Origin of the sequence: Brasilonema sp. UFV-L1 (assembly GCF_012912105.1) — a bacterium.
GTDB lineage: Bacteria > Cyanobacteriota > Cyanobacteriia > Cyanobacteriales > Nostocaceae > Brasilonema.
The window spans coordinates 1-23,844 of the sequence record NZ_QMEA01000018.1 but is presented as its reverse complement, the minus strand read 5'-3'; the positions used below and the strand labels follow the sequence as shown (position 1 = coordinate 23,844).

At 40.6% G+C, this 23,844-nt stretch carries 23 protein-coding genes and 2 pseudogenes; 12 read left to right on the top strand and 13 right to left on the bottom strand.

The genetic code is table 11. The features are described 5' to 3' along the window. The first annotated feature begins 505 nt into the window (after positions 1–505). Positions 506–943, top strand: a complete 438-nt coding sequence (locus DP117_RS08145) for a hypothetical protein (RefSeq protein WP_169217815.1) — start codon at positions 506–508, stop codon at positions 941–943. 330 nt (positions 944–1,273) lie between these two features. On the opposite strand, the gene DP117_RS08140 is transcribed toward DP117_RS08145, so the two are convergent. Further along, positions 1,274–1,771 (bottom strand): MarR family transcriptional regulator, encoded by a 498-nt coding sequence (locus DP117_RS08140; protein ID WP_169217814.1) that lies wholly within the window; start codon positions 1,769–1,771, stop codon positions 1,274–1,276. Between the two features lie 225 nt (positions 1,772–1,996). Between DP117_RS08140 and DP117_RS08135 the strand changes: the two genes are divergently transcribed. From DP117_RS08135 to DP117_RS08125, 3 genes and pseudogenes are all read left to right on the top strand, one after another. Next, positions 1,997–2,437, top strand: a complete 441-nt coding sequence (locus tag DP117_RS08135) for a VOC family protein (protein ID WP_169217813.1) — start codon at positions 1,997–1,999, stop codon at positions 2,435–2,437. Between the two features lie 39 nt (positions 2,438–2,476). Beyond that, positions 2,477–3,415, top strand: a pseudogene (locus DP117_RS08130) (transposase); the annotation flags it as partial. A 67-nt stretch (positions 3,416–3,482) separates the two neighbouring features. Next, a complete protein-coding gene (locus tag DP117_RS08125) occupies positions 3,483–4,301 on the top strand; it encodes an alpha/beta hydrolase (RefSeq protein ID WP_169217812.1) in 819 nt (272 codons plus the stop codon). Between the two features lie 33 nt (positions 4,302–4,334). Here DP117_RS08125 and DP117_RS08120 read toward each other — a convergent pair whose 3' ends face one another. The 6 genes from DP117_RS08120 to DP117_RS08095 form a co-directional block, all read right to left on the bottom strand. Beyond that, on the bottom strand, positions 4,335–5,729 hold the full coding sequence (locus DP117_RS08120) for an amidase (protein ID WP_169217811.1): 1,395 nt from the start codon (positions 5,727–5,729) through the stop codon (positions 4,335–4,337). A gap of 281 nt (positions 5,730–6,010) precedes the next feature. Next, entirely contained in the window at positions 6,011–6,235 is a 225-nt protein-coding gene (locus DP117_RS08115) for a type II toxin-antitoxin system VapC family toxin (RefSeq protein WP_211175980.1), read from the bottom strand. Between the two features lie 148 nt (positions 6,236–6,383). After that, positions 6,384–7,487, bottom strand: a complete 1,104-nt coding sequence (locus DP117_RS08110) for an RNA-guided endonuclease TnpB family protein (protein ID WP_169217810.1) — start codon at positions 7,485–7,487, stop codon at positions 6,384–6,386. Continuing rightward, positions 7,488–8,129: an IS607 family transposase gene (locus DP117_RS08105; RefSeq protein WP_169217809.1), complete on the bottom strand. Its 642-nt coding sequence runs from the start codon at positions 8,127–8,129 to the stop codon at positions 7,488–7,490. Between the two features lie 75 nt (positions 8,130–8,204). Continuing rightward, complete coding sequence (locus DP117_RS08100; protein WP_211175979.1) at positions 8,205–8,411, bottom strand: type II toxin-antitoxin system VapC family toxin; 207 nt, start codon at positions 8,409–8,411, stop codon at positions 8,205–8,207. Next, positions 8,408–8,659 (bottom strand): hypothetical protein, encoded by a 252-nt coding sequence (locus DP117_RS08095; RefSeq protein WP_169217808.1) that lies wholly within the window; start codon positions 8,657–8,659, stop codon positions 8,408–8,410. The genes DP117_RS08100 and DP117_RS08095 overlap by 4 nt, the downstream gene beginning before the upstream one ends. A 294-nt stretch (positions 8,660–8,953) precedes the next feature. Between DP117_RS08095 and DP117_RS08090 the strand changes: the two genes are divergently transcribed. The 4 genes from DP117_RS08090 to DP117_RS08075 all read left to right on the top strand — a co-directional run bounded on the left by DP117_RS08090 (position 8,954) and on the right by DP117_RS08075 (position 12,568). Beyond that, positions 8,954–9,628 carry a response regulator transcription factor gene (locus tag DP117_RS08090; protein ID WP_169217807.1) on the top strand — a complete coding sequence of 225 codons (675 nt, stop codon included), beginning with the start codon at positions 8,954–8,956 and terminating at the stop codon, positions 9,626–9,628. A gap of 162 nt (positions 9,629–9,790) precedes the next feature. After that, on the top strand, positions 9,791–10,069 hold the full coding sequence (locus tag DP117_RS08085) for a glutaredoxin family protein (protein ID WP_169217806.1): 279 nt from the start codon (positions 9,791–9,793) through the stop codon (positions 10,067–10,069). Between the two features lie 578 nt (positions 10,070–10,647). After that, complete coding sequence (locus DP117_RS08080) at positions 10,648–11,697, top strand: GHMP kinase (RefSeq protein WP_169217805.1); 1,050 nt, start codon at positions 10,648–10,650, stop codon at positions 11,695–11,697. After that, positions 11,684–12,568: a UTP--glucose-1-phosphate uridylyltransferase gene (locus DP117_RS08075; RefSeq protein ID WP_169217804.1), complete on the top strand. Its 885-nt coding sequence runs from the start codon at positions 11,684–11,686 to the stop codon at positions 12,566–12,568. Before DP117_RS08080 ends, DP117_RS08075 begins: the two co-directional genes overlap by 14 nt. Here DP117_RS08075 and DP117_RS08070 read toward each other — a convergent pair. Further along, positions 12,565–13,056 (bottom strand): pentapeptide repeat-containing protein, encoded by a 492-nt coding sequence (locus DP117_RS08070; RefSeq protein WP_169217803.1) that lies wholly within the window; start codon positions 13,054–13,056, stop codon positions 12,565–12,567. The genes DP117_RS08075 and DP117_RS08070 overlap by 4 nt on opposite strands. 478 nt (positions 13,057–13,534) lie before the next feature. On the opposite strand from DP117_RS08070, the gene DP117_RS08065 reads away from it, so the two are divergent. Then, positions 13,535–14,098 (top strand): hypothetical protein, encoded by a 564-nt coding sequence (locus tag DP117_RS08065; protein ID WP_169217802.1) that lies wholly within the window; start codon positions 13,535–13,537, stop codon positions 14,096–14,098. A 25-nt stretch (positions 14,099–14,123) separates the two neighbouring features. On the opposite strand, the gene DP117_RS08060 is transcribed toward DP117_RS08065, so the two are convergent. Beyond that, positions 14,124–14,786 carry a TenA family transcriptional regulator gene (locus DP117_RS08060; RefSeq protein WP_248277584.1) on the bottom strand — a complete coding sequence of 221 codons (663 nt, stop codon included), beginning with the start codon at positions 14,784–14,786 and terminating at the stop codon, positions 14,124–14,126. A gap of 239 nt (positions 14,787–15,025) precedes the next feature. Between DP117_RS08060 and DP117_RS08055 the strand changes: the two genes are divergently transcribed. Then, complete coding sequence (locus DP117_RS08055) at positions 15,026–17,638, top strand: bifunctional serine/threonine-protein kinase/ABC transporter substrate-binding protein (protein ID WP_169217801.1); 2,613 nt, start codon at positions 15,026–15,028, stop codon at positions 17,636–17,638. 32 nt (positions 17,639–17,670) lie between these two features. Here the strand turns inward: DP117_RS08055 and DP117_RS08050 are convergent, their stop codons facing one another. From DP117_RS08050 to DP117_RS08040, 3 genes are all read right to left on the bottom strand, one after another. Next, positions 17,671–19,599 (bottom strand): ABC-F family ATP-binding cassette domain-containing protein, encoded by a 1,929-nt coding sequence (locus tag DP117_RS08050; RefSeq protein WP_169217800.1) that lies wholly within the window; start codon positions 19,597–19,599, stop codon positions 17,671–17,673. A gap of 128 nt (positions 19,600–19,727) precedes the next feature. Continuing rightward, complete coding sequence (locus DP117_RS08045) at positions 19,728–20,147, bottom strand: DUF1824 family protein (protein WP_169217799.1); 420 nt, start codon at positions 20,145–20,147, stop codon at positions 19,728–19,730. Positions 20,148–20,227: 80 nt separating this feature from the next. Then, entirely contained in the window at positions 20,228–21,070 is an 843-nt protein-coding gene (locus DP117_RS08040; protein WP_169217798.1) for a prohibitin family protein, read from the bottom strand. 226 nt (positions 21,071–21,296) lie between these two features. Here DP117_RS08040 and DP117_RS08035 point away from each other — a divergent pair, with 226 nt between their 5' ends. Next, positions 21,297–23,042: an ABC transporter ATP-binding protein gene (locus tag DP117_RS08035; RefSeq protein WP_248277586.1), complete on the top strand. Its 1,746-nt coding sequence runs from the start codon at positions 21,297–21,299 to the stop codon at positions 23,040–23,042. A 43-nt stretch (positions 23,043–23,085) separates the two neighbouring features. Continuing rightward, positions 23,086–23,529, top strand: a complete 444-nt coding sequence (locus DP117_RS08030) for a hypothetical protein (RefSeq protein ID WP_169217796.1) — start codon at positions 23,086–23,088, stop codon at positions 23,527–23,529. 217 nt (positions 23,530–23,746) lie between these two features. Here the strand turns inward: DP117_RS08030 and DP117_RS37200 are convergent. Beyond that, a pseudogene (locus DP117_RS37200) lies at positions 23,747–23,844 on the bottom strand (photosystem II protein D2); the annotation flags it as partial.

Sequence of the window (23,844 nt, the reverse complement as noted above, 5' to 3'; positions counted from 1 at the left end):
TGCCAGTTTGGCACACTTAACAAAAAATCATGAAGATAGTTTAACTTTCATGATTAACTTCTTTCGTCAAGTTTATAACACCTTAAAAGCAACACATAGATGATACTTTTTTAGTAAAAATAAGTATCCATGAAATGATATGTAAAAATCTCAACACTTAAGTAGTCTATCGGTAGCTTTGTTTAAAATAAAGACTAATACTTGTAAGAATTCAGGACTCAGGAGTCAGAAGCGGAGCAAGGAAAGCTCCGCCTCCGGTCAGAATTTATAAGGAGTCTATGATGATTAGTATTCATTCCATCAAATTTCTTCTTGATTCTTCAGGTATTCTGAATCAAGAATTGCTGGCTCCTGAATTCTTACTAATACTTTCCAATGAATATACGGTTTATGACTATTTGAGTAAACGCAATATTAACTTTTATGAAATTGTAGAACAATAAGCTTGTAATATATGCAAAACGAGTCAGAAAATCATTGATGTCTGAATGAGAGCATTTCTACTATGCACAACTCTTTTCGACTCAATTTTTGTACAATTGGTGTCGTGACTTTCTTGACAATACACGCATGCACTTTACAGCAAAATTTAGATAATGCTAATCTTGAGTTAAAGACAACCACAAAACATCTTCAAGAAGTACAGAGTCAGCTAAACAATAATGAGCAAGAACTCCAAAAGCTCCGCCACCGGCTCAACACAAAAAATTCAGAGATTGTGATCATGAGCGTTTGTCTAGAAGGTGTCGGACGGGCGTTGTCAAATATGGGAAATGACAATCGTTCTGGGGCATTCCTTGAGTTATCATCTGTCATACGGCAATGTCGCCAAGCTGACAACATTGCAGAAAAAACACGTATTGAACAGAGCCAATCAGCATCTGTGGAAGCTCACACTTCAGTCAAAAATGTCAATCAGTGGACTTCTGATAAATTAAAGTAGACTGTTTGTCCATCATAACTTTGAGCTAGCTCAAAGACAGCACAATCAGTTCCTGGCAAAGTAGGGATAGCATAAATTCGGAGGTTACAAAAATGAACAATGCTACCCTCAATCACCAAACCGCATTGGAAACTTTCACTCAATATTTAGATTTCTCCCATTCTCAGTCAGAAGCGTTACTCTCAAAATCACTCACCGAGTCTTAACTCTGCTGAACTGAAAGAACAGCTAGATAGCTTAGATATTGATTTGCTCAAGAAAAGTTTGCCTACTGCAAAAGTCGTTTTGACTAAGAAAGTACCAGCTTTTTACAATTGGTTGAAAAATGACTTAGTCATCCTCTAGACTTGCCAGTAGCTTGAGTAGCAGCAAATAAAGTTGCTCTTGTTCCTGCTCATTTAAACCAGAAAGCAACTGGCGCTCATTCTCCACGTGTTGCGGAATCAGTTCATCGATGAGGTCATATCCCTTCTGAGTCAGACGCACTAACCAACACCGTCGATCATTCGTAGCATCATACCGCTCGACTAAACCCCGTGCTTCCAAACGATCAACGCGATTGGTGATCGAAGCTGGTGTGACCAGGACAAATTGAGCTAATTGAGAAAGGGTCATCCCCTCAGGTGGCGAAGAACGGCGCAGTGTTGCGAGGACTCCAAACGTTGCCGTATTCAAGTCATACCGGGCAAAGAGCTTTTCAGTCGCCTTTTCGAGTTCTAGGGCTGAACGAAGCACTGCCAGCACTCGCACCATCGGGCGTGGGTCGATTTCCGGTCGCGTCACTTTCCAGTCGAGCGCTACTTGTCTAATCGTATCTGCTTTGTTCATCTTTAACTTTGTGAGTTGCCTACGACTGAGTGACCAGGAACTGTTCAACCGCTCAAAAACAACACTCTAGCAACTTAAAAGCGTGAATAGAGCGGCGAGTTCAACCATTAATATTTTAGCGCTAAATATTACTTTATATGTATTTTAGATACTAAATAGTTTAACGTTAAAATATCTAATACTATAATTTAAGAGTCGTAGCTATTCTTGAAGAGGCTATATTCCATGACCCAGAAGCAAACTGTCAATGGGATTGTTGAATCCGTGTTATATGTTGAGGACTTGGCACACTCAGTTGAGTTCTATAAAGACCTATTCGGATTTGAGAAAGAGATCATGGATGAAATGATCTGTGTGCTCCGGGTGCCCAACCGACAAGCTCTCATCTTGTTTCCAAAGAGCATCGCTCAGGAGCCAGGGAGGACAACGTCTCCTGTTGGTACGGTAGAAGGAGTGATTCCTCCTCATGGTGGAAGTGGTCGCTTGCACGTGGCGTTCTCAATTGCAACGTCCGAGCTAGAGTTTTGGGAAAAACGACTGGCTTCTCGAAGTATCCCCATCGACAGCAAGGTTCATTGGAAACAGGGCGGCTGGAGTTTGTATTTCCGAGATCCGGATGAACACCTCCTTGAATTGATCACTCCAGGTCTGTGGACATTCTATTGATGCCGAGACTGGGTAAGTCTACCGGGTCACCAGCGGCAAGAAGCGTGTAACGATGCTTGCGATTCCTGGCGGCAAGCTAAGCTAGAGCGCGGTTTTGCTAAGTTCAAATCTTGCAAAGCCAAGAGCCAAGCTATCAAGTTCAAAGCCGGCAACTACAAAAATGGGACTTGGTATCCAAAAACAACCAAAGGTTTAAAATACCAAGCTTCTCAACCAGTGCCATATCAGTGCGAATACGGCACTCAGCTTGTTTACCAGCGTGGGAAATGGTTCGCATGTTTTCCTCAAGTGATTGAGGTAGTGGGAACCGGAAGCGACAGAGTAATAGCTCTTGACCCTGGTAACCGCACTTTTCTGACTGGCTACGATGGAGAGAATGTTTTAGAGATTGGCAAGGGAGATATTGGGCGGATACAGCGTCTTAGCCTGCACCTTGATGATTTGATAAGCCGTTCCACCAAAGTTAAAAGCCGTCAGCGCAGAAAAATGCGGATTGCAGCAGATCGCATCAGAGAAAAGATTCAGAACTTGGTCAAAGATTTGCACAGCAAAGCCGTTTCGTTGCTTGTCAATTCCTACAAGTTGATTTACTTGCCAACCTTTGATAGTTCTCAGATGGTGGTCAAAATCAACGGGAAAGGTAAAAAGCGCAGGATTAACAGTAAGTCGGCACGGCAAATGTTAACGCTTTCCCATTACCGTTTTGAGCAACACCTCAAGCAGGCGGCACAAAGAAAAGGCGTCATTGTAGCGCAGGTCAATGAGTCCTACACCAGTAAAACATGCCCCAGATGTGGTCATGTCCACCACAAGCTTGGTGGAAACAAAAAATTCCAATGCCCAAAGTGCCAATACGCTGCACCAAGGGATTGGAATGGCGCTCTAAACATTATGATTAGAGCTTTGCAGGCAACTGCCTTCACCTTTAACGGTGATGCCATAACTATCGATTCAAGTAGAAATATTGGAATTGTTTAGTTTAAATGTTGCACAACAACTACAATCTCGTTTATAAAGATTTTCCTTGAAAAAATTGAATGTATGTATGGATGAGCTAACTGGAAAATCAAAACTTGCCTTCGACGACATAGGAACAGGCGAACCGGCCTTACTCTTGTTTCCAGGATGGTGCGCTGATCGGGGGATTTTGGCAGCACTTGCACAAGTCGAAAGTAAAAAGCGAAGAGTTATCAACGTCGATTTACTGGGACATAACGAATCACGGCGTCCAGAGGGAGACTTTGGCAGTGAAGATATGATTCGTGAAACTATTAAGCTTATAGATTCACTTAACATAAATGAATTCGTTACAGTCTCAGTAGCACACGCTGGATGGATAGCGATTGAACTAAGGCGTAGGTTGGTTCATCGCGTTCCAAAGATGGTCTTTCTGGAGTGGATCATTATTGAGCCGCCTCAGATCTTCTTTGAGACTTTGGATAAGCTACAAAAGCCCGATCAATGGCAAAGTGCGCGTGATGCACTGTTCACCGGTTGGTCGGTAGGTGATCCTAACCTCGCTAAACCTTTCCATGAGTTTATGACAAATTACGATTTCGACATGTGGTCGCGCGCGGGTCGAGAAATAGGCAGGTCATACAGAGATTTTGGCAGTGCTTTGCGCTTTCTTGAGACGCTTGCTCCGGCTCCAACAGTGCTCAATATTTACTCACCAACGCAAATAAAGAACTTTTATTCCCTACCGGATGATACTAAGTATCTTGAAGCACAACAAGTTTTTGCAAATAAATACCACTGGTATCACATTTATAGATCGAGTTCGAGGAGCCATCTGCCTTCTGTCGAAGTTACGCAGGAAGTCGCAGACGCAATTGAAAGCTTCCTTTCTGGTTCTGCATCATAAATGCTTGCTTGCATCATGATTAAAAAAAACCGTTCATCCTAAAGCTGGACGATGTTGAATCCAAGGTTTTGCAGCTTCCAGTTGCGCTGCTAAGCGAATGAGAGTGGCTTCCGCTGCAGGGCGTCCCACCAATTGTACGCTCATTGGTAAACCTTGCTCATCAAAACCTACTGGAAGAGCGATCGCCGGTTGTCCAGTTGCATTTGCGGGTGGACAAGGTGCAACCCAACTAATAATCTTTTGGAATGTTTCTTCTGGACTCAAGTTTGCCCACTCTCCCACGCGGATGGGTGAATGTAGGTAAACTGGCAACACAAGCACATCTATCGTGTCAAAAAATGCAACGATTTGTCGTGCGACTGCTTGCATTTGGGAAACTGCTTGCAAATACTCACCTGCAGAACCCGTTCTAGCTAACAACCAATTATTCATTGGTTGCAAAGCCTCAGCAGGTATTCCCGACGCAGCAACGCTTGTTTGCCAAACAAATTGAAATGGTTCAACTAATCCACCAAGGTCTATACTTGTCGCATCAACTGTGTGACCAAGTTCTTGTAATAACTGAACTGTTTGCAGAACGCCTTGCTCACAGTTTGCGTCAGCTTTCCCTAAAGGAGGAGTACTTGTCGCATAAGCAATTCGCAAACTGCTGGGTTGTTCTTTTGTGACAGCAAGAAACGATGGTTCTGGATTGGGTAACCAATATGGATCGCCCGTGACGTACCCAGACATGACATCCAAAAGAGCAGCCGCATCAGCAACAGTACGTGCTATGGGACCATTTGTTGCAAGACCACTGAGGCGATCGCCCACCGGTGCATGAGTTACCCGTCCTCTTGATGGCTTAATTCCCACTAAACCACAACAAGCTGCAGGTCCACGAATCGAACCACCACCATCAGAACCTTGAGCGATCGCGCATAATCCTGCTGCTACTGCTGCGGCTGCACCACCACTAGAACCGCCTGGGGTGTAGTCCAAATTCCACGGATTTATAGCTGGAGGAAATCCCGTAGGTTCTGTGTAAGGAAACGAACCAATTTCTGATGTTGCTGTTTTACCCAAAAGAATAAATCCAGCTTGTTTAATCTTGACTACGACTCCATCATCATAGTCAGCAATATTATTCAGTAATGCGGGACTTCCATAGGTACAAGTGATACCTGCAACAGGGTTGAGGTCTTTGATAGAAATCGGCACTCCAAAAAACGGTGGTAGTTCTGAAGTATTGGAAAGTATTTCTGTTTTGGCTTTGGCATCTGCGATCGCTTGTTCTGCCATCACCGTAAAATAACTTCCCAGTTGGGGATTCAACCTAGAAATGCGTTCTAAATAAACTTCCACCAACTCCAACGGCGATACCTCTCGGCGTCGGATTAACTGTGCTTGTTCTAATGCTGGAGTAAAAGCTAAATCAGTTTTATTCATTAAAATAATGACCTCTTAAACAAAAATCCCCTATTTTTGGAGATTGGATTTTGTTTTACACTTTCAAAAAGGTTACGATTTTTACGTTTTATAACCAAAAGAGAATTTTGTATATCCAGAGTTATATTACACTAGTACCGCTCCCTTGGAATTCAAAATTCAAAATTCAAAATTCAAAATGCTTAAAAGACAAGGCTTTTGGGTGTTTGAAATGGTATGTTTATTTGCGCCGTCGTGTACTAGTTTGATTCTGTTAATATTTTGTAGTCATTTTAGCTTTTTTAAATCTCTTCCACCCACACCAGAGAGCTTGCAAAAGTGCTATTATTGAGTGCGTTGTAAAATTTTTTGTCGGCTGTGACCATTTGGCATCCCTGTGTGACAGCTAGAGCTAGATAAAGGCTGTCATAAACTGTTCGCTGCGTCTGTAATGCGATATCGATACCAAGGAGCATCAACGGTTGGGAGGGATACACCTGTAAAGGCAACGCATTTAACACTGCCATTATTACCGTTATATAACACCTACCCAAAGCTACCCATAATTGGAAATATCTACCTTGGGCTAGTTCCTAAGAGGAACCGCTACGCTACGTTTACTTCCTGCTTCATCCTGGCAACGTCGGCGTTAACCAGTCCACAGGCTAAGACCGTCTAACTGACGGCTTTGTAGTAATGTTCAAGATTGATCGCTGCATTCAAGTCACGGTTAATGATGACCTTGCAGTGATCACACTCAAATACTCTTTCTTTCAGGCTGAGTTTCTCTTTTTTGGCTCCACATCGAAAACAAGTCTTTGAACTAGGAAACCATCTGTCAGCTATTACAAGTTTTGAACCATACAACTCGCACTTGTAAGTTAGTTGACGACGAAACTCATAAAATCCCATGTCAGCGATTGATTTAGACAAGCGTTGATTAGCCATCATGCCTGATACATTTAAGTCCTCAATGACTACTACACCGTGGTTCTTGGCGAGCATTGTTGTTAACTTATGGAGTGTATCTTTTCGGATGTTGGCTATTTTTCTGTGTAATCGGGCAATCTTAATTTGTGCCTTCTTCCAGCTAGCTGAACCGATAACTTTATGGCGATTTAACCATTGCATTCTGGACAGCTTGGACTCGTGCTTCCTGTAAGGTGCAGGACTTTTCACGAACCGAGCTTTACCATTAGAACTAATAACTGCTAAACAACTAATTCCTAAATCAACACCTGCAACAGTCCTGTGCTTTGACTCCTGAGTCTCGACCTCAAATCGGAAGCTAATAAACCATCTATCGGCTTGACGGCTAATTGTCACTGATTTTGGATTGACTTGTGGGAGTCGTTCATAAGTTTTGAGGGCACCAATTACTGGTACTTGAATTTTGTTGTTGCCAAGTATCTTGACTGTACCTTCTAAGGTGAAAGAATCTCGTTTACCTTTTTTCTTGAATTTGGGAACGCCAGCAGTTTTGTTGAAGCAACGCTTCCAGGATTCGCGTAACGCCATTAACGCTTGTTGCGGTGTAGACTTACTGACTTCGTAATACCATTCATGTTCTGATTTCACTAACGCCACTAACCATTTATGTAGGTCAATAGCGCTAGGAAACTTAATCTTAGACTCGGGATTAGCTTTGTTGTGATCCAAAATCTGTTTAGTCAGCGCCAATCCCCAATTCCAAGCGTGACGCGCTACTCCACAATGTTGAGCAAATGCTTTCCGCTGTTGGTTATTCAGTTTCAACTCAGTCTTGAAACCTAACAACATTTACTTCACCTCGTTAACCACTTGAGTCATGCCATCAATCAATTTCTTATTTTTCTTGCTTCTAGAGCCATAAAGACGAGCACTGAATACAGTGATGAGTTCAATCATGTCTTGCACTAATTCTTGCTCAAAAGGTACCTCCTCGTTGGATTTGTTGATAATGACAACTTCAGTCTCAAACTCTTCACACATTGCAAAAACAAGCTCTGCACCAAATCTTAGTAATCTATCCTTGTGAGTCAAAACCAGTCTGGCAACATCACCTTGCATAATGCGCTTGAGAAGCTTTTGGAGTCCTTTCTTCTGGTAGTTCAAGCCACTTCCTAAATCTTGGATGGTTTCAAACTGCCAGCCATTAGCAGAACTAAAAGCTTCTAGAACTTGTGCTTGACGTACTAAATCTGCCTTCTGGTCATGACTCGAAACACGAGCATAGTTGATAGTTATGCGGTCATCCAGTTGTTTCAATTCTCGTGGCGTGATGCGTTTAATATCTACCAAGTAAAAGCGTCTATGCCCAGATGGGGAACGCTCAGAACGTATCTTACCTTCGTCAGCCCATCGTCTTAAAGTCTTGATGGAGATGCCTAACTCTTTGGCAGCATCTCCAATACTTATGATCATCTCTGAAGTGTTTTCCATCTCAAGTGCTACGTGTCAAGACTACACTTCATTATGTACTCATTCCGGAAGCTATGTCCAGATATTTACAGATTTTTAGTGACAGCTTCTCGCCCTTGCTTCCTTGGCAGTGCCTAAGCCAAAACGCACCTCTTTCCAAAGGATATTTCCCACCTCTGGAAACAGCAAATCCGGAACCAACAAACTGTGGTTACCTGTAAGCAAACGTCGTGCATCATCAGCGTACACCTGAGGCAGAAACCATTTGATAGCTACGTTGGCATCTACAACGTAACGGCTCATCGTTCCCTATCCTCACGGATGAGTTCAGCACTGTCTCTGAAGGTGCGTCCTACAAACATTTCCTGAACTCGTGCTACTGCTTCTGTTGCCTTCGCCATATCACCGCCCGTATGATATGCCTCATGTTCCGCAGCTTGCTGTAGTATGTGTTTTAATTCTTCTTGCAAAGAGCGACCATGCTGTTTCGCAAGGATTTCAATCTTTTCAAGAATGATAGGGTCTATGTCTTCTACTAAAACTTGAGCCATAGTAGAGTTCTAATTATTTGAACAGCTTGCCCTCGATTATAGCAAGGCTTGAGCGATCTGCCTTACTTTGCGTAGCGTGCGCTTTGCGCTCGTAAGGCAAGCGGAGCGCTCCGGCCCCCTAAGGGGCTAGCTATCGCCGAGAGTGGTGCATTCCTCACCCGTCCTCTCTCTAAATTTTTTGGTAAATTCTGGTAAGATTTACACTTTCTAAGTGCCTTATTATAACATCTGGAAAGATATCCTACTCCCCAAGTTGCTATGGTGGGAGTCTTTTATCGGAAATAAGTAAAAAGTATGACTGCCCATATTCTCTTAGTAGAAGATGAAGTTAAATTAGCGCGGTTTGTTGAATTGGAACTGAGTAGTGAAGGTTACAAAGTCAGTGTGGCACATGATGGGATGACTGGGTTGACGCTGGCGCGAGAGTCATCGCCAGATTTGGCAATTCTAGATTGGATGCTACCTGGGCTGTCGGGTTTGGAACTTTGTCGTCGCTTGCGTGCAACGGGGAACAAAGTTCCAGTGATTTTGTTGACAGCAAAAGATGAAGTGAGCGATCGCGTAGCAGGTTTGGACGCAGGAGCTGATGATTATGTCGTCAAACCATTTAGTATTGAAGAGCTGCTAGCAAGAATCCGCGCTCATCTGCGTCGCACTCAAGAAACAGATGAGGAAAAATTGCAATTTGAAGACTTGAGCTTAAATCGGCGAACTCGTGAAGTCTTTCGGGGTAAACGTGCGATTGAGTTAACAGCAAAAGAGTTTGATTTATTGGAATATCTCCTCAGTCATCCCCGTCAGGTGTTTACAAGAGATCAAATTCTAGAGAAAGTTTGGGGTTACAACTTCATGGGTGATTCTAATATTATTGAGGTTTACATTCGCTATTTACGTCTGAAGTTGGAAGAAAATAACGAAAAACGCTTGATTCATACAGTGCGTGGTGTCGGGTATGCATTGCGGGAGTAGAAAATATTTTAACTTTTATCATCATCTTTGAGTCTTATTCATCCTTAATTGTGACCTTTGATTTGTTAAGATCGCGTTCCTCATCGAGTAACGATGAGATGAAATGAAAGTCACTATTGTAGTGAAGATGAAGTGAAACAGAATCTATTTTGGTTGAAGCAAATGCGAATCATCTTATATAGCAAGCCAGGTTGTCATTTGTGTGAAGGTTTGCAACAAAAGCTAGAACAGATACAAAACCTCAAGTTTGAGCTAGAAATCCGGGATATTACAACTCGTGAAGATTGGTTTCAAGTTTACCAATACGAAGTGCCAGTGCTTTATTTAGCAAAGAGCAGAGGTACACAAGCCACAGAAGAGGAGAAGGAGTTACTTCTGCCTCGTCCCTCTCCTAGGGCAACAGTACAACAGTTGGAGAGAATGCTTGAGAAGTATTTTTAACTAAGTATCAATAATTATACTACACTTCTATGCACTCTGTGTCGTTTCAATTTATTCTTACCCACAGAGTCATATGGTGTTATTTGTACACAAAAAAGCGCTTGAAAATTGTCTCATTCAAGCGCCTATTCTGTAGAATTTAATACCAAATCACTTACTTGATGCAACATTTGAAAATCGCAACATTCGCATAGTGAGGCGAATTACGAATATAACTTGTGGCAAACATATGGTGAAGTGGTATCACTCCTTGCACTAATTAAAGAGTATCTCTCATACAATAAAACGCGGAATTAACTGAGTGACAGTTTGTCAACTGACCCTAGTTGGTAAGTTACGAATTTAGCAGTCATTACGGGAATGACTGCTGATACTTTTTTTGACTAAAAAGTCAAGATAACTGTGAAACCTTATAAGTAGAATTATATCTAAAAAAAGTCAAACTGTTTTCAATTTTTAATTTGAATTTTAACTCTTTTTTTTACGTATTCATGTGTTAGTGTTAACCTATTCATTTCAATTTCATCAAGTCATAGACATTTATAACTGGAGAGTGGAGAGATTTCGAGGTAGACTGAATGCACATTTTTGTTCCTGGACGTCTTTGTCTGTTTGGCGAACACAGCGATTGGGCAGGAGGATATCGTCGTCTGAATCCTGATTTGGAGATAGGCTGCACGCTACTTGTGGGTACCAATCAAGGACTTGCTGCTTATGTAAAACCTCATCCAACCCGGTTTATGCTTCACGCATGCTTGAATGATGGAACTCGTAGAAGTTTAACGGTGTTGATGGAAAAGGAGGCTTTACTAACTTCAGCTCAAAAAGGTGGTTTTTTTAGTTATGCTTCTGGTGTTGCTTATCAATTCCTGACTCACTTTGCTGTAGGTGGACTGGAGATTGACAATTACCTGACAGATTTACCACTCAAGAAAGGGCTATCGTCCAGTGCTGCGATTTGCGTGTTGGTAGCCCGTTCATTTAATCAAGTGTATGACTTAAAAATGACTCTTCAACAGGAAATGGAGTTTGCATACCTGGGGGAAATTACCACACCTTCTCAATGCGGACGAATGGATCAAGCTTGTGCTTACGGTAATCGTCCTATTGCCATGATATTTGATGGCAGTGACACTCATTTGATACAGTTAAAAGTACCGAAGAAATTGTTCTTTGTAATTGTGGATCTTGGTGCTAGCAAAAATACTCAAAAAATTCTTAGTCAACTCAATGAGTGCTATCCTTTTGCGACGAATGAAGTACAAGCGAATGTGCAGAAATACCTCGGTTTTATCAGTTATCAAATAACTCAAGCAGCTATTGATGCTTTGCAAAGAGGTGATGCTGAGCAAATTGGTATTCTGATGAAACAAGCACAAGCAGAATTTGACAAGTATTTAATGCCTGTTTGTCCAGAAGAGTTAACTGCTCCTGTGTTACATCAACTTCTGAAGTATGAACAGATTCAACCTTATATTTTTGGTGGCAAAGGTGTGGGTTCTCAAGGAGATGGCACTGCACAGTTTATTGTCAAAAACGAAGAAAGTCAACAAAAAGTCATCGAAATTATTGAGTCTTCTTTCCCACAAATGCAATGTTTTAAATTGACGATTTATGCAACAAAATAAGGTAACAAAAGCTGTGATTCCAGCGGCTGGTTTCGGAACTCGATTGTTTCCAGCTACTAAAGTCGTTAAAAAAGAACTTTTTCCGATTATCGATAAAGATGGCAGAGCAAAACCTGTGATTATGGCGATTGTTGAAGAAGCTATGAGTGCAGGAATCGAAGAAGTTGGGATTGTGGTGCAACCACAAGACAAAGAAATATTTGCAGAGTTTTTTAAAAACCCACCGAAAAAAGAACTGTTCAATAAACTTTCGCCTCAAAATCAAGAATACAGCAAATACCTTCAAGAATTAGGTAGCAGAATCACAATTTTGACGCAAGATGAACAAGAAGGCTATGGTCATGCCGTTTTTTGTGCTAAGAATTGGGTAAAAGATGAACCATTTTTGCTGATGTTAGGCGACCATGTTTACTCATCAGATGTTGAGAAATCCTGTGCTAGTCAAGTAATAGATATCTACAAACAAGTCAATCAAAGTGTTCTTGGGTTGACAGTTATGCCAGCAGAAATTATCCATAAAGCTGGTTGTGTGACAGGAATTTGGCAATCATTTAACTCGCTTCTTTCACTCACCCAAGTTTACGAAAAACCTTCTATTGATTATGCTCGTCAACATTTGTATGTAGAGGGGATAGCTGATGATGAGTTTCTCTGTATCTTTGGGTTGTATGTGCTGACGCCAAAAATCTTTGACTTTTTGGAAGAACATATTAATCAAAATTTTCGGGAACGAGGGGAATTTCAGCTCACATCCTGTCTGGATAGAGTGCGTCAAGAAGAAGGAATGATAGGATATATTGTCAAAGGAAAATGCTTTGATACGGGATTGCCAGATGCGTATCGGCAGACAATGATTGACTTTAGAATTTAGAAATCTGCATATTCAAATTTAGCACCGCGAAGCAGCAAATCTTGACGCTGAATTTTTGTCAATCCAATCCCTTGTCCAAAGTCACACTCTTCTACAACAGCATCTAACCATGTCGTTTCATTCAGAGTCGCGCCATTCAAATTTGCATTTCTCAAGTTTGCATTAGTAAAATTAGCAAAAATAAGATCTGCATTCACTAAACGGCTTCCTTGTAGATTTGCACCTGATAAGTTACCACGAATGAAATTAACTTCGTCTAAGATTAAACCAGATAAGTCTGCTTGCATTAAATTGGGAAATTTTAACTGACTAGGATTTTGGAAAAATCGCATGACGCAGACTATATTTGCCTCATTCAGGTGCATCTTAGTTAAGAAATCATAGCGGGCTATGCCAAATTGTCTGAGAATTTTTGTACGTTGTTGGGGATTTTGTTCTAAAAACTGAATAGCGCGACTACGAAGATTATGAGTAGGTGTATTGAGCATAGTTTTCAGATGATCGTAGTACTATTGATATTTAAACTCTTTCTATAGCAATCTTAAATAAGTCCTACGGGCACACTTTGCGCTTACATAATATTCTCTCTTCTCTCTTTTCTTGGCGTTCTATGCCCTGCGGGCACGCTGCGCTAAGGCGGTTGAGTGATATCTTGCACCATTCTCAACAAGACCCAAACAAGCGGGTTTCTGAACCAGAAATTAAGGTTTCTAAGAGCAGGCATTCTCAAGAAACCCGGTTTTTAACTCAGGTGCAAGATCTGAGTTGATCATTTTTATAACTCAAAGCGGACTGCTATAGCTATTTATTTTGGACAAATGCTAAAAAGCTTGCTATCATCAGTAGCATCCGAGTTATATATACTACATAATACTGAGATGATAATTTCTGTAAATCTTTCATCCGGGTCATCGTAAGTACTATTAGTAAAGTTAGATTGTTATAACTTTTGTCGTTGAAACAATTATGAAAAGAGCAATGATACCGTATAAAATGAAAGGTTATATACTAATAATAACAATGTTATTGGGGATTATTTCACTATTATTGACCAGCTTTTTTGCTAATATTGTTAGAGTAAAGTTTGTCGAAATTGATTTTGTACTTGAGAGATTAGAAATTGAAAGCGAAGCACAAGCAGAAAATCCTAATGCTATTCCTAAAGTTGATGTACAAAGGCGGTTAGGTTCTGATATAAGACCTGATCCTAGATGTTTATTGTGGGCGACAACTGAGGTAGGTAGAGGCTGGACAAATGATGCTGAAGACCGTGATTTTTTTATAGATTACTATATACCTCCAGATAAACCAGCAATAATTTGCACAACACCAGTTCTCGCCGCAGCACTCATTGCTAAACGTGATAACAAACCACTTTTATATAAGGTTTCTCCAACAGAATATGGTTTTCGCGTTCGCATTGTCGAAGGTTTTTCAAAAGTGAGAAAACCATGTAAACATTTGACAGGAAATGTTGATTGTGTCAATTCTATATTATCGCGACAGGGAGTTGTTAAGTATGAACCGTAGTAGAAAATAGTTTAATTTTATATTTCTACTGTGCCGCATGAAAAGCCATCTGCCAAAAATATTTTTCAAATTTTGCCACCCTTAAAAAAGCTTCTTCTGCTTGATGGTGAATAGATTCTGAAGCGGTTTGCAACACCTCATCAGCTTGATGTTCTAAAAGTTTTACATATTCAGTAAAACCTGCATTTCCCCATCTATCTGCAAATTCAGTGTATGGTTTAGGCATGACTCCAGGTAATTGCCAACCTTGATTGTATGCTAATTCAATTGCCCAAAATGCAGTTGCTTGCACTGGATAAGGCATTGCTGCAAGGGTATGCATATACTCACAGTATGAGATACAGGTTTGTTGTTTTGCTGTGTCGAGATTCAGCTGTCGTTGGGCTGCTTTTTCTTTAAACCAATTGAGCTCATCTTTAAGTGCTGCTAGTCCTGTGAGTATAACATCAAAATGATGCGGGGGTGCAATTGCCAACACTCGTCCTACCATCCGTGTGAAATCGATAACGAACAAATAATCTTGTACCAGCCATGTGTTAAATTGCTGGGGACGAATTGTTCCCAATTTGCACCCCTCAAGGAAGGGATGCACAGTCGCTTCGTGCCAAGCTTGAGTATAATTTTGCAGGAGTTGTTTGCAAGTTAAAGTCATCAACACAAAATTTAAGACAACTTGTACAACAGTCATTATGCACTTTTCTATCTGAAAAAGTTGCAGCAGTGTTCGGAAATATAACTGTGTTTTTAGACACTTTTATGAACAAAAATATACTTAATTTTCTTGACCTTTAGCGACCAAGAAGTTTGAGCGTCTACTGAGGCTGGTGGACGATGATGGCGAAGATATGTAAACTAAGTATTTTCTATAATTAAACTTTTTGTAATGTATTTATATCTATAAGCGAGAGTAACTCTAAAGGTTCATGAATGTATAATAGCTCTTCTCTCGTCGAAGTTTACTGCACTCGCCCAAACTGCCAAGATCCTATAAATAGGATTCCTGAGAAACGTCTTTCTACCAGACCTGTTAGACAACTATATTGTACTAACTGTGGAATGCCGTTAATTTTAGAGGGACGGTTCTTGCCATTAAGACTATTAATCCCAGATGAAGAAAGAGGAGGATTTGGTAGGACATTTACAGGATGGGATCTTAACTTTGATGAGCGACACCTGCGCGTCATCAAGCAGTTGCACCCTAGAAGTACTCCTTCACAGTCACACCTTGAAGCGATAGAAAAGATGTTTAAGCGCGAGGGAAACGTTTTAGAAAGACTCAGACACCCACAAATCCCTCGAGCCTTAGCATTTTTTGCGGTAGAGACTGCTGTGGATTTACAAAACCAATTTGCTAAGGGAGCAAACCACTGGCAGAAGTTGTTTTACTTAGTGCAAGACTATATTCAAGGACAGAATTTGGCTCAAGAGTTAAGGCAAAGAGGGCCATTTTTAGAGGATGAAGTTTCAAAGATTCTGCAACAACTCTTAGAAGTACTAAAGTATGTTCACAATGAAGGAGTCATACACAGAGATATCAAACCTTCCAACATCATGCGTTGTGAGACGGATGGGAGATTATATCTGATAGATTTTGGTGCAGTTAAGCAAGTCGTAGTCACAGGAATTTCCACCGAACAATCAACCGTATTTCCTGCAACTCCGCATTATGCACCACCAGAACAGGTAGCTGGTAAAGCGGTATCTTTTTCATCAGATTTGTATTCTCTAGCTGCAACCTGCGTTTGTTTACTGACAGATAAAAATCCGAAAGATCTTCGTCACGAGGATAGGTGGAATTGGAGAAAATATGCGAATGTAAGCAATAATTTTGCAGGTATTTTAGACCGAATGCTGTTACCTGAGCCACAACAACGGTTTCAGTCTGCTGAACAGGTAATGGCTGCTCTTTCTCAGCAACTATTGTCAGAACAGCCCACTGTAATTGATCTTAAGCAAGATTCTACAGTACCGCCTACCCCATCCTTTCTCAATCCGCTGATAAGGAGGCCGCAAAGACTTGTTAATAAGTATAAGTGGATTTTTGTTGTAGGGGCTGTTTTGCTGGGGTTGGCGATCGCCCTTGCAAGTCCAAAAATCTGGTCAATAATCTTTGCGCCCTCTCCACCAGAAGAACCGCAACTTTCTGCCAACGACTTCACCAGAGGAGAAGAATCTCTGCTTCATGAAAATATTGAATCAAGTAGTACAGTTTGTAAACAAGCTTTTGATAAAAAGAGAGATGGAATGCAAGCCTTTGGTGCTCAAAATTTCCCAGTTGCCAAGGAAAAATTCCAAGCTGCCATAGATCTATTTAAACAAGCTAATCTGACTTGCTCTGTTGATCCCGAAACCCTAATTTTCCTAAACAATACCAAAGCTAATATTAAAGACAACCCCCCGATCACAATTGCAGTTGTTGTTCCAATCAACGGGAGCGATGAATTTAGTAAGCTTGCTGAAGATGTGCTGCGTGGGGTTGCCCATATTCAGGAAAACTTAAATAATAAAAGTAATGGCATTCAAGGACGATTGTTGCAGGTGATGATTGTCAGAGACGACAATGATCCCGACAAAGCCAAACGAGCGGCTATGCATCTGGCAAGTCATAATATTCCTGGTGACAGAAACTTTAATGGTAATGTCTTTGCAGTTATTGGTCATTTCACCAGTGATGTCACTCTGATAGTAGGAGACGTTTATGAAAGCAAAAAAATTGTTGCAGTTTCTTCTACAAGTACCGCTGTCAGACAATCTAATTCCAACTCTTCAGACTATAAATTTAATTTAAGTAAATACGTTTTCCGTACGGCTACCAATGACTCTGTTGCAGCTGATGATTTATTTTGGTATGTGCAAAAAATTCCTGGCTCTGGGAAAGGAGCTATTTTTTTCAACTCTAGACAAATATATAGCAAATCTCTTAAAGAGGCATTTGAGAAAAAGTTTGCCTCAGGGAAAATTGTTTCGTGTGATTTATTCAAGCGTAGTGTAGATTATTGTGTCAAGCAGACAAACAGCGCAAAGTTTCGGATGCTAGACTTTGGTGTTGGAAAAGCGGCAGATGTGTTATTAGCTATTGAGAGAAATCAGAGTCAACTACCTTTGCTAGGTGGAGATGCTTTATATAGTGACGATAAGCTATCTACCGACTTTGGTAAGAAAACAGAAAATATGGTACTCGCTGTACCTACTCATGTAGAACTCACCACTCAATCGTTCAAGGAAGAATCTATAAAACTTTGGGGAACTAAATTTGTAGGCTGGCGAACTATTACAGCTTATGACGCAGTTCAGGTAATAGTTGAAGGACTGAAAAAGCAGGGGAATAATCCCAGTCCCCAAGGTTTATACGATGTCCTAGATGATCCTAACTTTTCAACACAAGGTGCTACAGGAAAAGTGCAATTTGATTCACAGCATGACCGCAAAGTCAATCCCGAAGATAAAAATAAATTAGGTGTCTTAGTCAGAGTTCAACGAAAGTGTAAACCCGATGATAAGAATGATAATTACAAGTTTTGTCTGCTAGAACAGCAGTGAAAACAGCCATAAGCACGCTACTAATGTGGAGATTAAGACTCAATCTCCGCTAATTCCATCCAACGTTCAGTCGCTGCATCAATTTCTTCCTTGAGCGTTTCTACTTGTTCATACAATTTTTGCACTTGAGTGTAATTCCCTGGAGAAACTTTCGTCATTGCTTTTTCTGCTTCTGCTTTTTCGGCTTCCATTTTGGCAATTTTACCTTCCAATTGTTCAAACTCTCGCTTTTCCCAAGTAGATAAACTACGCCGCTTTTTAGTTTTTGTTTCTTTGGGAGATGTTGTCTGTAACGTTTCTGTATTTTTTGGTTTTTCCTTAGTGTTGTTTGTTTGTTGCTGTTGTGCTTCTTCTGCTTGCTTATAATCTAGATACACTGAATAATTGCCTGGATATTGTCGAATATTTCCACCCTCTTCAAAGGCAAAAATTGTCTCTACAGTACGATCTAGAAAATAGCGATCGTGAGAAACAACAATCACACAACCTGAAAAATCTTCTAAATATTCCTCTAGAACTGCCAATGTCTGTACATCTAAATCATTAGTAGGTTCATCCAATATTAAAACATTCGGCGCACTCATCAGAACACGCAACAGAAATAACCGCCGTTTTTCACCACCAGAAAGTTTATGAATTGGTGCATACTGTTGGTTACCAGGAAAGAGAAAACGTTCCAACATTTGAGAGGCGGTAATTCTCGTTCCATCAGCAATTTGGACAAATTCTCCTTCTTCTTTAATGTAGTCAATCACGCGCTGATTTTCGTTCAATGCTGATTGTAATTCTTCAGAATGCTGGTTAAAATAACCAATGTGAATAGTAGTACCAATTTCTACACTTCCAGAATCTGGCTGAACACGCTCGGTGATCATATCTAATAAAGTGGATTTTCCTGCACCATTACCGCCAATAATACCAATGCGATCTTCTGGACCAAACTCGTAGGTAAAATCTTTAATTAAAGTGCGTCCCTCATAAGCCTTAGATATATTATTCAGTTCTATAACTTTTTTGCCAATGCGACGAGTTGGTGTAGAAATATCAACTTTCCCCTGAGCTTGTTTAAACTCAGTTTCTTGCATACCCTGAATACGTTCAATTCTCGCTTTTTGTTTCGTACTGCGGGCTTTTGGTCCTCTTTTTAACCATTCTAACTCACGCCGCAATACACCTTGATGTTTGCGTTGACTGCTAACAGCAGATTCTTCAGCCAGAGCCTTCTTTTCCAAGTAATATGAATAGTTACCCGCGTAAGTGTAAATGTCTCCTCGGTCAATTTCTATGATACGATTGGTGACCTTATCCAAAAAATAGCGGTCGTGAGTGATGAGCAAAAGTGCGCCGCGATAGCGATTCAAATAACTTTGTAACCACTCAACAGAATTAGCATCTAAATGGTTTGTCGGTTCATCCATTAACAACAACTCTGGTTCTGACAGCAATGCTGTAGCTAAAGCAATGCGCTTACGATAACCACCAGATAAAGTTCCAACCAGAGCATGAAAATCTGTAATTCCTAACTGTGAAAGAATGATTTTAGCATTCGTTTCCACCTCCCATGCTCCAACTGAGTCCATGCGCTGCATCACCGAAGAAAGACGCGCCATCAGTTGTTTATCTTCCGGCGTATGAGCTAACTTATCAGAAATTTCCTCATACTCACGTACCAATGTCATTTGCTCACCACTGTCGGCGAAAACTTGCTCCAAGACTGTATGATTTTCGTCTAAATCTGGCTGTTGAGGCAAGTATACAATTTTAGCTCCTGAATTTGCTAAAATTTGACCACTGTCAATCGGTTCTAGTCCTGCAATCATTTTTAATAATGTTGATTTGCCAGAACCATTAGTACCAATTAAGCCAACTTTATCAGTTGCATCTAAGCTGAAGCTTGCTTCTTTTAATATTTCCTTAATACCAAAATCTTTTTTCAGAGATTGTAGGGTAATAAGACTCATAGCAATGACTCGTATCAATTTGGATTTTAGATTCTCACCTCAGAGCAACACAGATAAAAGACATCATTATCTGTGCCCATCTGCAGTTGCAATTTTGGAGTACACTATCAGCATAAACATAGCCTACGCTACTCAACAAACAAATCTAGAGGTAAATGCCCGTACATTTCGTTAATTCCCCCTTGAGAGTAAGACTGACAAGAAACTAATACACCTCGATGATGTCCTGAGTAAGAATCGAGATAACACACACCGTTTTTACCATTTAATTTGATGTAAACTGGACCTTCTATTTTAGGTAAATTGCTTGGTGGTTCATAACCAAAGGCATGAGAATATGTTTTCATCGCTAGTATTCCTTCCTCTGGTGTATCTGCACAAATACCTAAGATTTGGTAGTCAGAAATATTAGCAAGCACAATTAAAGCTTGGCGAGTTAAAGTTTTTTCTGAGGGTTTGAGTTTGGGAGGAATGTCTACACAGTTGAATTTATTCAGAATCTTTTTGGCTTCTTGAATGGTGATATTACTCTGATGATTGCTTGACATAAATTGATTTATTATTCCTTCCTGTTGACAATTTACTTATTAAGTCGGGTATACACTCGAAATCAGTTTTTAAATCATGATTAATTTTGCATATTACTTAAATTAAACAGAAATGGTACACTACTTTTTGTATCGCCACTCATAACGAGGACTTTTGGCATTTGAGCACCGCCAGTCTTCCAGGCTTCAATCGCTTCCTTTTGCAAAACCAACTCTCCACCTTGAGCTTTTAAAGTTTCAGCTAAAAGTCTTTGAGCTTCTGCTTTCCCCTTGGCACGATTTATCTCTGCTTGAGCCTCTTGTTCAGCTTCCCGCGCTATATATACAGCTCTTTGTGCTCTTTGCTCAGCGATTTGTTTTTCCTCAACTGCTCTGGCAAATTCCGGAGAAAATGTTAAGTCAACGACACTGGTGTCTAAGACAATTATTCCATATTTATCCAAGCGTTGCCCCAGTGCCATATCAAAGTCTTCCTTCAATTGACTTCTTTGAGTAATCGCTTCCTCAACTGTTCTTCTTGCAGCTGCGATTTTAAAGGATTCTTGAGTTTGAGGTGCAATAATTTTGTTGACAATATTTTCTAAAGTTCCTTGTTTCCTTCTTATATCAACAATTTGTGTGGGATCAATACGAAAGTTAATCGCAAATCTAGCAGATAAGGTTTGCAAATCCTTTGTCGAACTTTCTGCTGGTACTTCAAATTTTTGCACGGTCAAATCATACACATCTACTACTGAGATGAAAGGCGGTATCAGGTGAATCCCTTCTATCAATGCTCCATCTCTAGCTTTACCCAAAATGCTCAGTACTCCTGCTTGCCCTGGATTTACAATAATAAAGGAATTAAGGCTTAAAATGACAACGATTGCCGCAAGAATTCCTGCTACTAAGGTTTGCCAATTTCCCAATTGCTGATTTTTCAAGTCTCTATCTCCTTTGCGTTTTGCGTTTTCAGACAACTCTTGGTGAATGGTGATATTTTACTGCTAGCGACTTCCAAAGAGCAGCCTTTGAAACTAATCGTGGTAAAATTTTAACTCCACGCATCTACAAACAACTGTGGTAATGGTATTTAAATCTCATCGGGCGTTGAGAAGACAGACACGCGTAGCAGGTGATGGTCAGATATCGTCCCCAACTCATCCACTCATGCGGCTGTTAGAATACGGACACCAGTATCGTAAGCAAATTTGGCAGGCGACGACCTGTTCTATCCTCAATAAACTTTTCGACTTGGCCCCACCATGGCTGATTGGTGTCGCGGTGGATGTGGTAGTCAAGCAGCAAGACTCTATCATTGCTCAGTGGGGAGTCAAAGATGTTTTTGGGCAATTTTTCCTTCTTTGTTTTTTGACTGTCATCATCTGGATACTAGAATCGGTTTTTGAATACGCTTATGGAAGACTTTGGCGTCATTTAGCACAGGATATTCAGCATGATTTGCGTCTGGATGCTTATGAACATTTGCAGGAGTTAGAACTCGCATATTTTGAAGAACGCAGTACAGGTGGTTTGATGTCTGTTCTCAGTGATGATATCAACCAATTGGAACGTTTTTTAGATGTCGGGGCAAATGATCTTCTCCAAGTTGTCACAACAGTTGTCATTATAGGTGGTGCTTTCTTTATTTTGGCTCCTAGTGTTGCTTGGATGGCAATGTTGCCGATACCATTTATTCTTTGGGGTTCATTTGCTTTTCAAAATTTACTGGCACCTCGTTATGCTGATGTCAGAGAAAAGGTTGGTCTTCTCAACTCGCGTCTTGCTAATAATTTAGGCGGTATTACTACTATTAAAAGTTTTACCTCCGAAGATTATGAAATTTCACGTTTAGCACAAGAAAGTGAAGCATATCGCCGTAGTAACGCTAGAGCAATTAAACTTTCAGCTGCATTTGTTCCTCTCATCAGGATGTTGATTTTGGTGAGTTTTACAGCATTATTGCTGTTTGCTGGAATTGCAGCAGTGAATGGCAAAATATCTGTGGGTACCTACAGTGTACTATTGTTTCTCGTTCAGCGGTTACTCTGGCCCTTAACTAGATTAGGTGAAACTTTTGATCAGTATCAAAGAGCAATGGCTTCCACAAATCGAGTCATGAATTTGTTGGATACTCCTATCGCTATTCATACCGGAGAAATACATTTACCAGTTCATGCAGTTCGTGGTGAATTGGAATTAACAAATGTCACTTTTGCTTATCAAGATAGGTTACCAGTCGTTACAAATCTGTCTTTGCAGGTTCCAGCAGGTAAAACAATTGCTATTGTTGGTTCTACTGGTTCTGGAAAAAGCACTTTGGTGAAACTTCTGTTGCGATTGTATGAAGTACAATCAGGAACCATAAGCCTTGATGGCATTAATATACAACAGTTGAATCTACGGGATTTACGCCGTTGCGTTGGTCTTGTTAGTCAGGATGTTTTCCTATTTCATGGTAGTGTAGCAGAAAATATTGCTTATGGCAGTTTTGATGCTTCAGATGATGAAATCATCAACGCTGCTAAAGTCGCTGAGGCACACGAATTTATTGTACGACTGCCTCAAGGATATGAGACGATTGTGGGTGAGCGCGGACAAAAATTATCTGGTGGACAACGACAACGGATTGCCATTGCTCGCGCCATCTTAAAAAATCCACCGATTTTGATCTTAGATGAAGCAACATCAGCAGTGGATAATGAGACAGAAGCAGCAATTGCGCGATCGCTTGAACATATTACTGTGAACCGGACAACAATCGCGATCGCACACCGTCTTTCCACCATCTGCAATGCTAATTGCATTTATGTCATGGAATACGGACAATTTGTTGAATCGGGAACACATCAAGAATTATTGGAAAAAAACGGGGTTTATACAAATCTGTGGCGCGTGCAGTCAGGTGTGAGGTAAACTTTTCAAAAATTCCAAATCGAAAACAAAATCTAAAATTTGTATGATATTTACTCCTACCCAACCTGAATCACCAAACAACGAGTGGCGTCGCCAGTTAGATAAATTCGTCAAAGAAAATCAACAAGAATTAGCAGCACTGTCTTGGGGTTTGTGGTTAGAAAATGGTGACGCTAAAGGGACAATTGGTATTGATTTGCAGCCAACACCACATTTTGTTTATTGTCCGAAGGAAGCTATAGAAAAACTCAATAATGGACTTGAGAACAGACTTCAGGAAATTTTAGGGATTGTGGAACACTACAACAGCGAAGTCGAAGTTCTCATGATCGCAATTGGAAAAGACGAAGTTAAGTTAGTTTACTTTGAACCAGAACTTGCACCACCAACTTGTTATGAACGAGTTGGTAAAGATGTAGATGCTTTATTAGAACATCTTGAACAGCTTTTGAGCAAGCGGTTCAACGCTGAACTATCAAACTCTTAACAGCAACTCTCACCAATTTGCGTTCTGTTGTAGTGTTCAGGTTTATGAGATTGCTTCCTTCCACTTTGTTCCAGTCGCAATGACAGGATACCATGTTTGACTGCAACTTGGTATGAATTCTGGCGACTAACGCCTCTATTCTTTCTTGTCACAAACACAAAAACCCCGCCATGAGGCGGGGAAAATTTAGCTATGAACGCTTGTTACAGGATGACTATTACAAAGCGTTACCACGAGGAAGAACTTCCTCAGGGAAGACAAATTTTTCGTGAGGTTGATCAGCTGGGGCCATCCAAGCGCGGATACCCTCGTTGA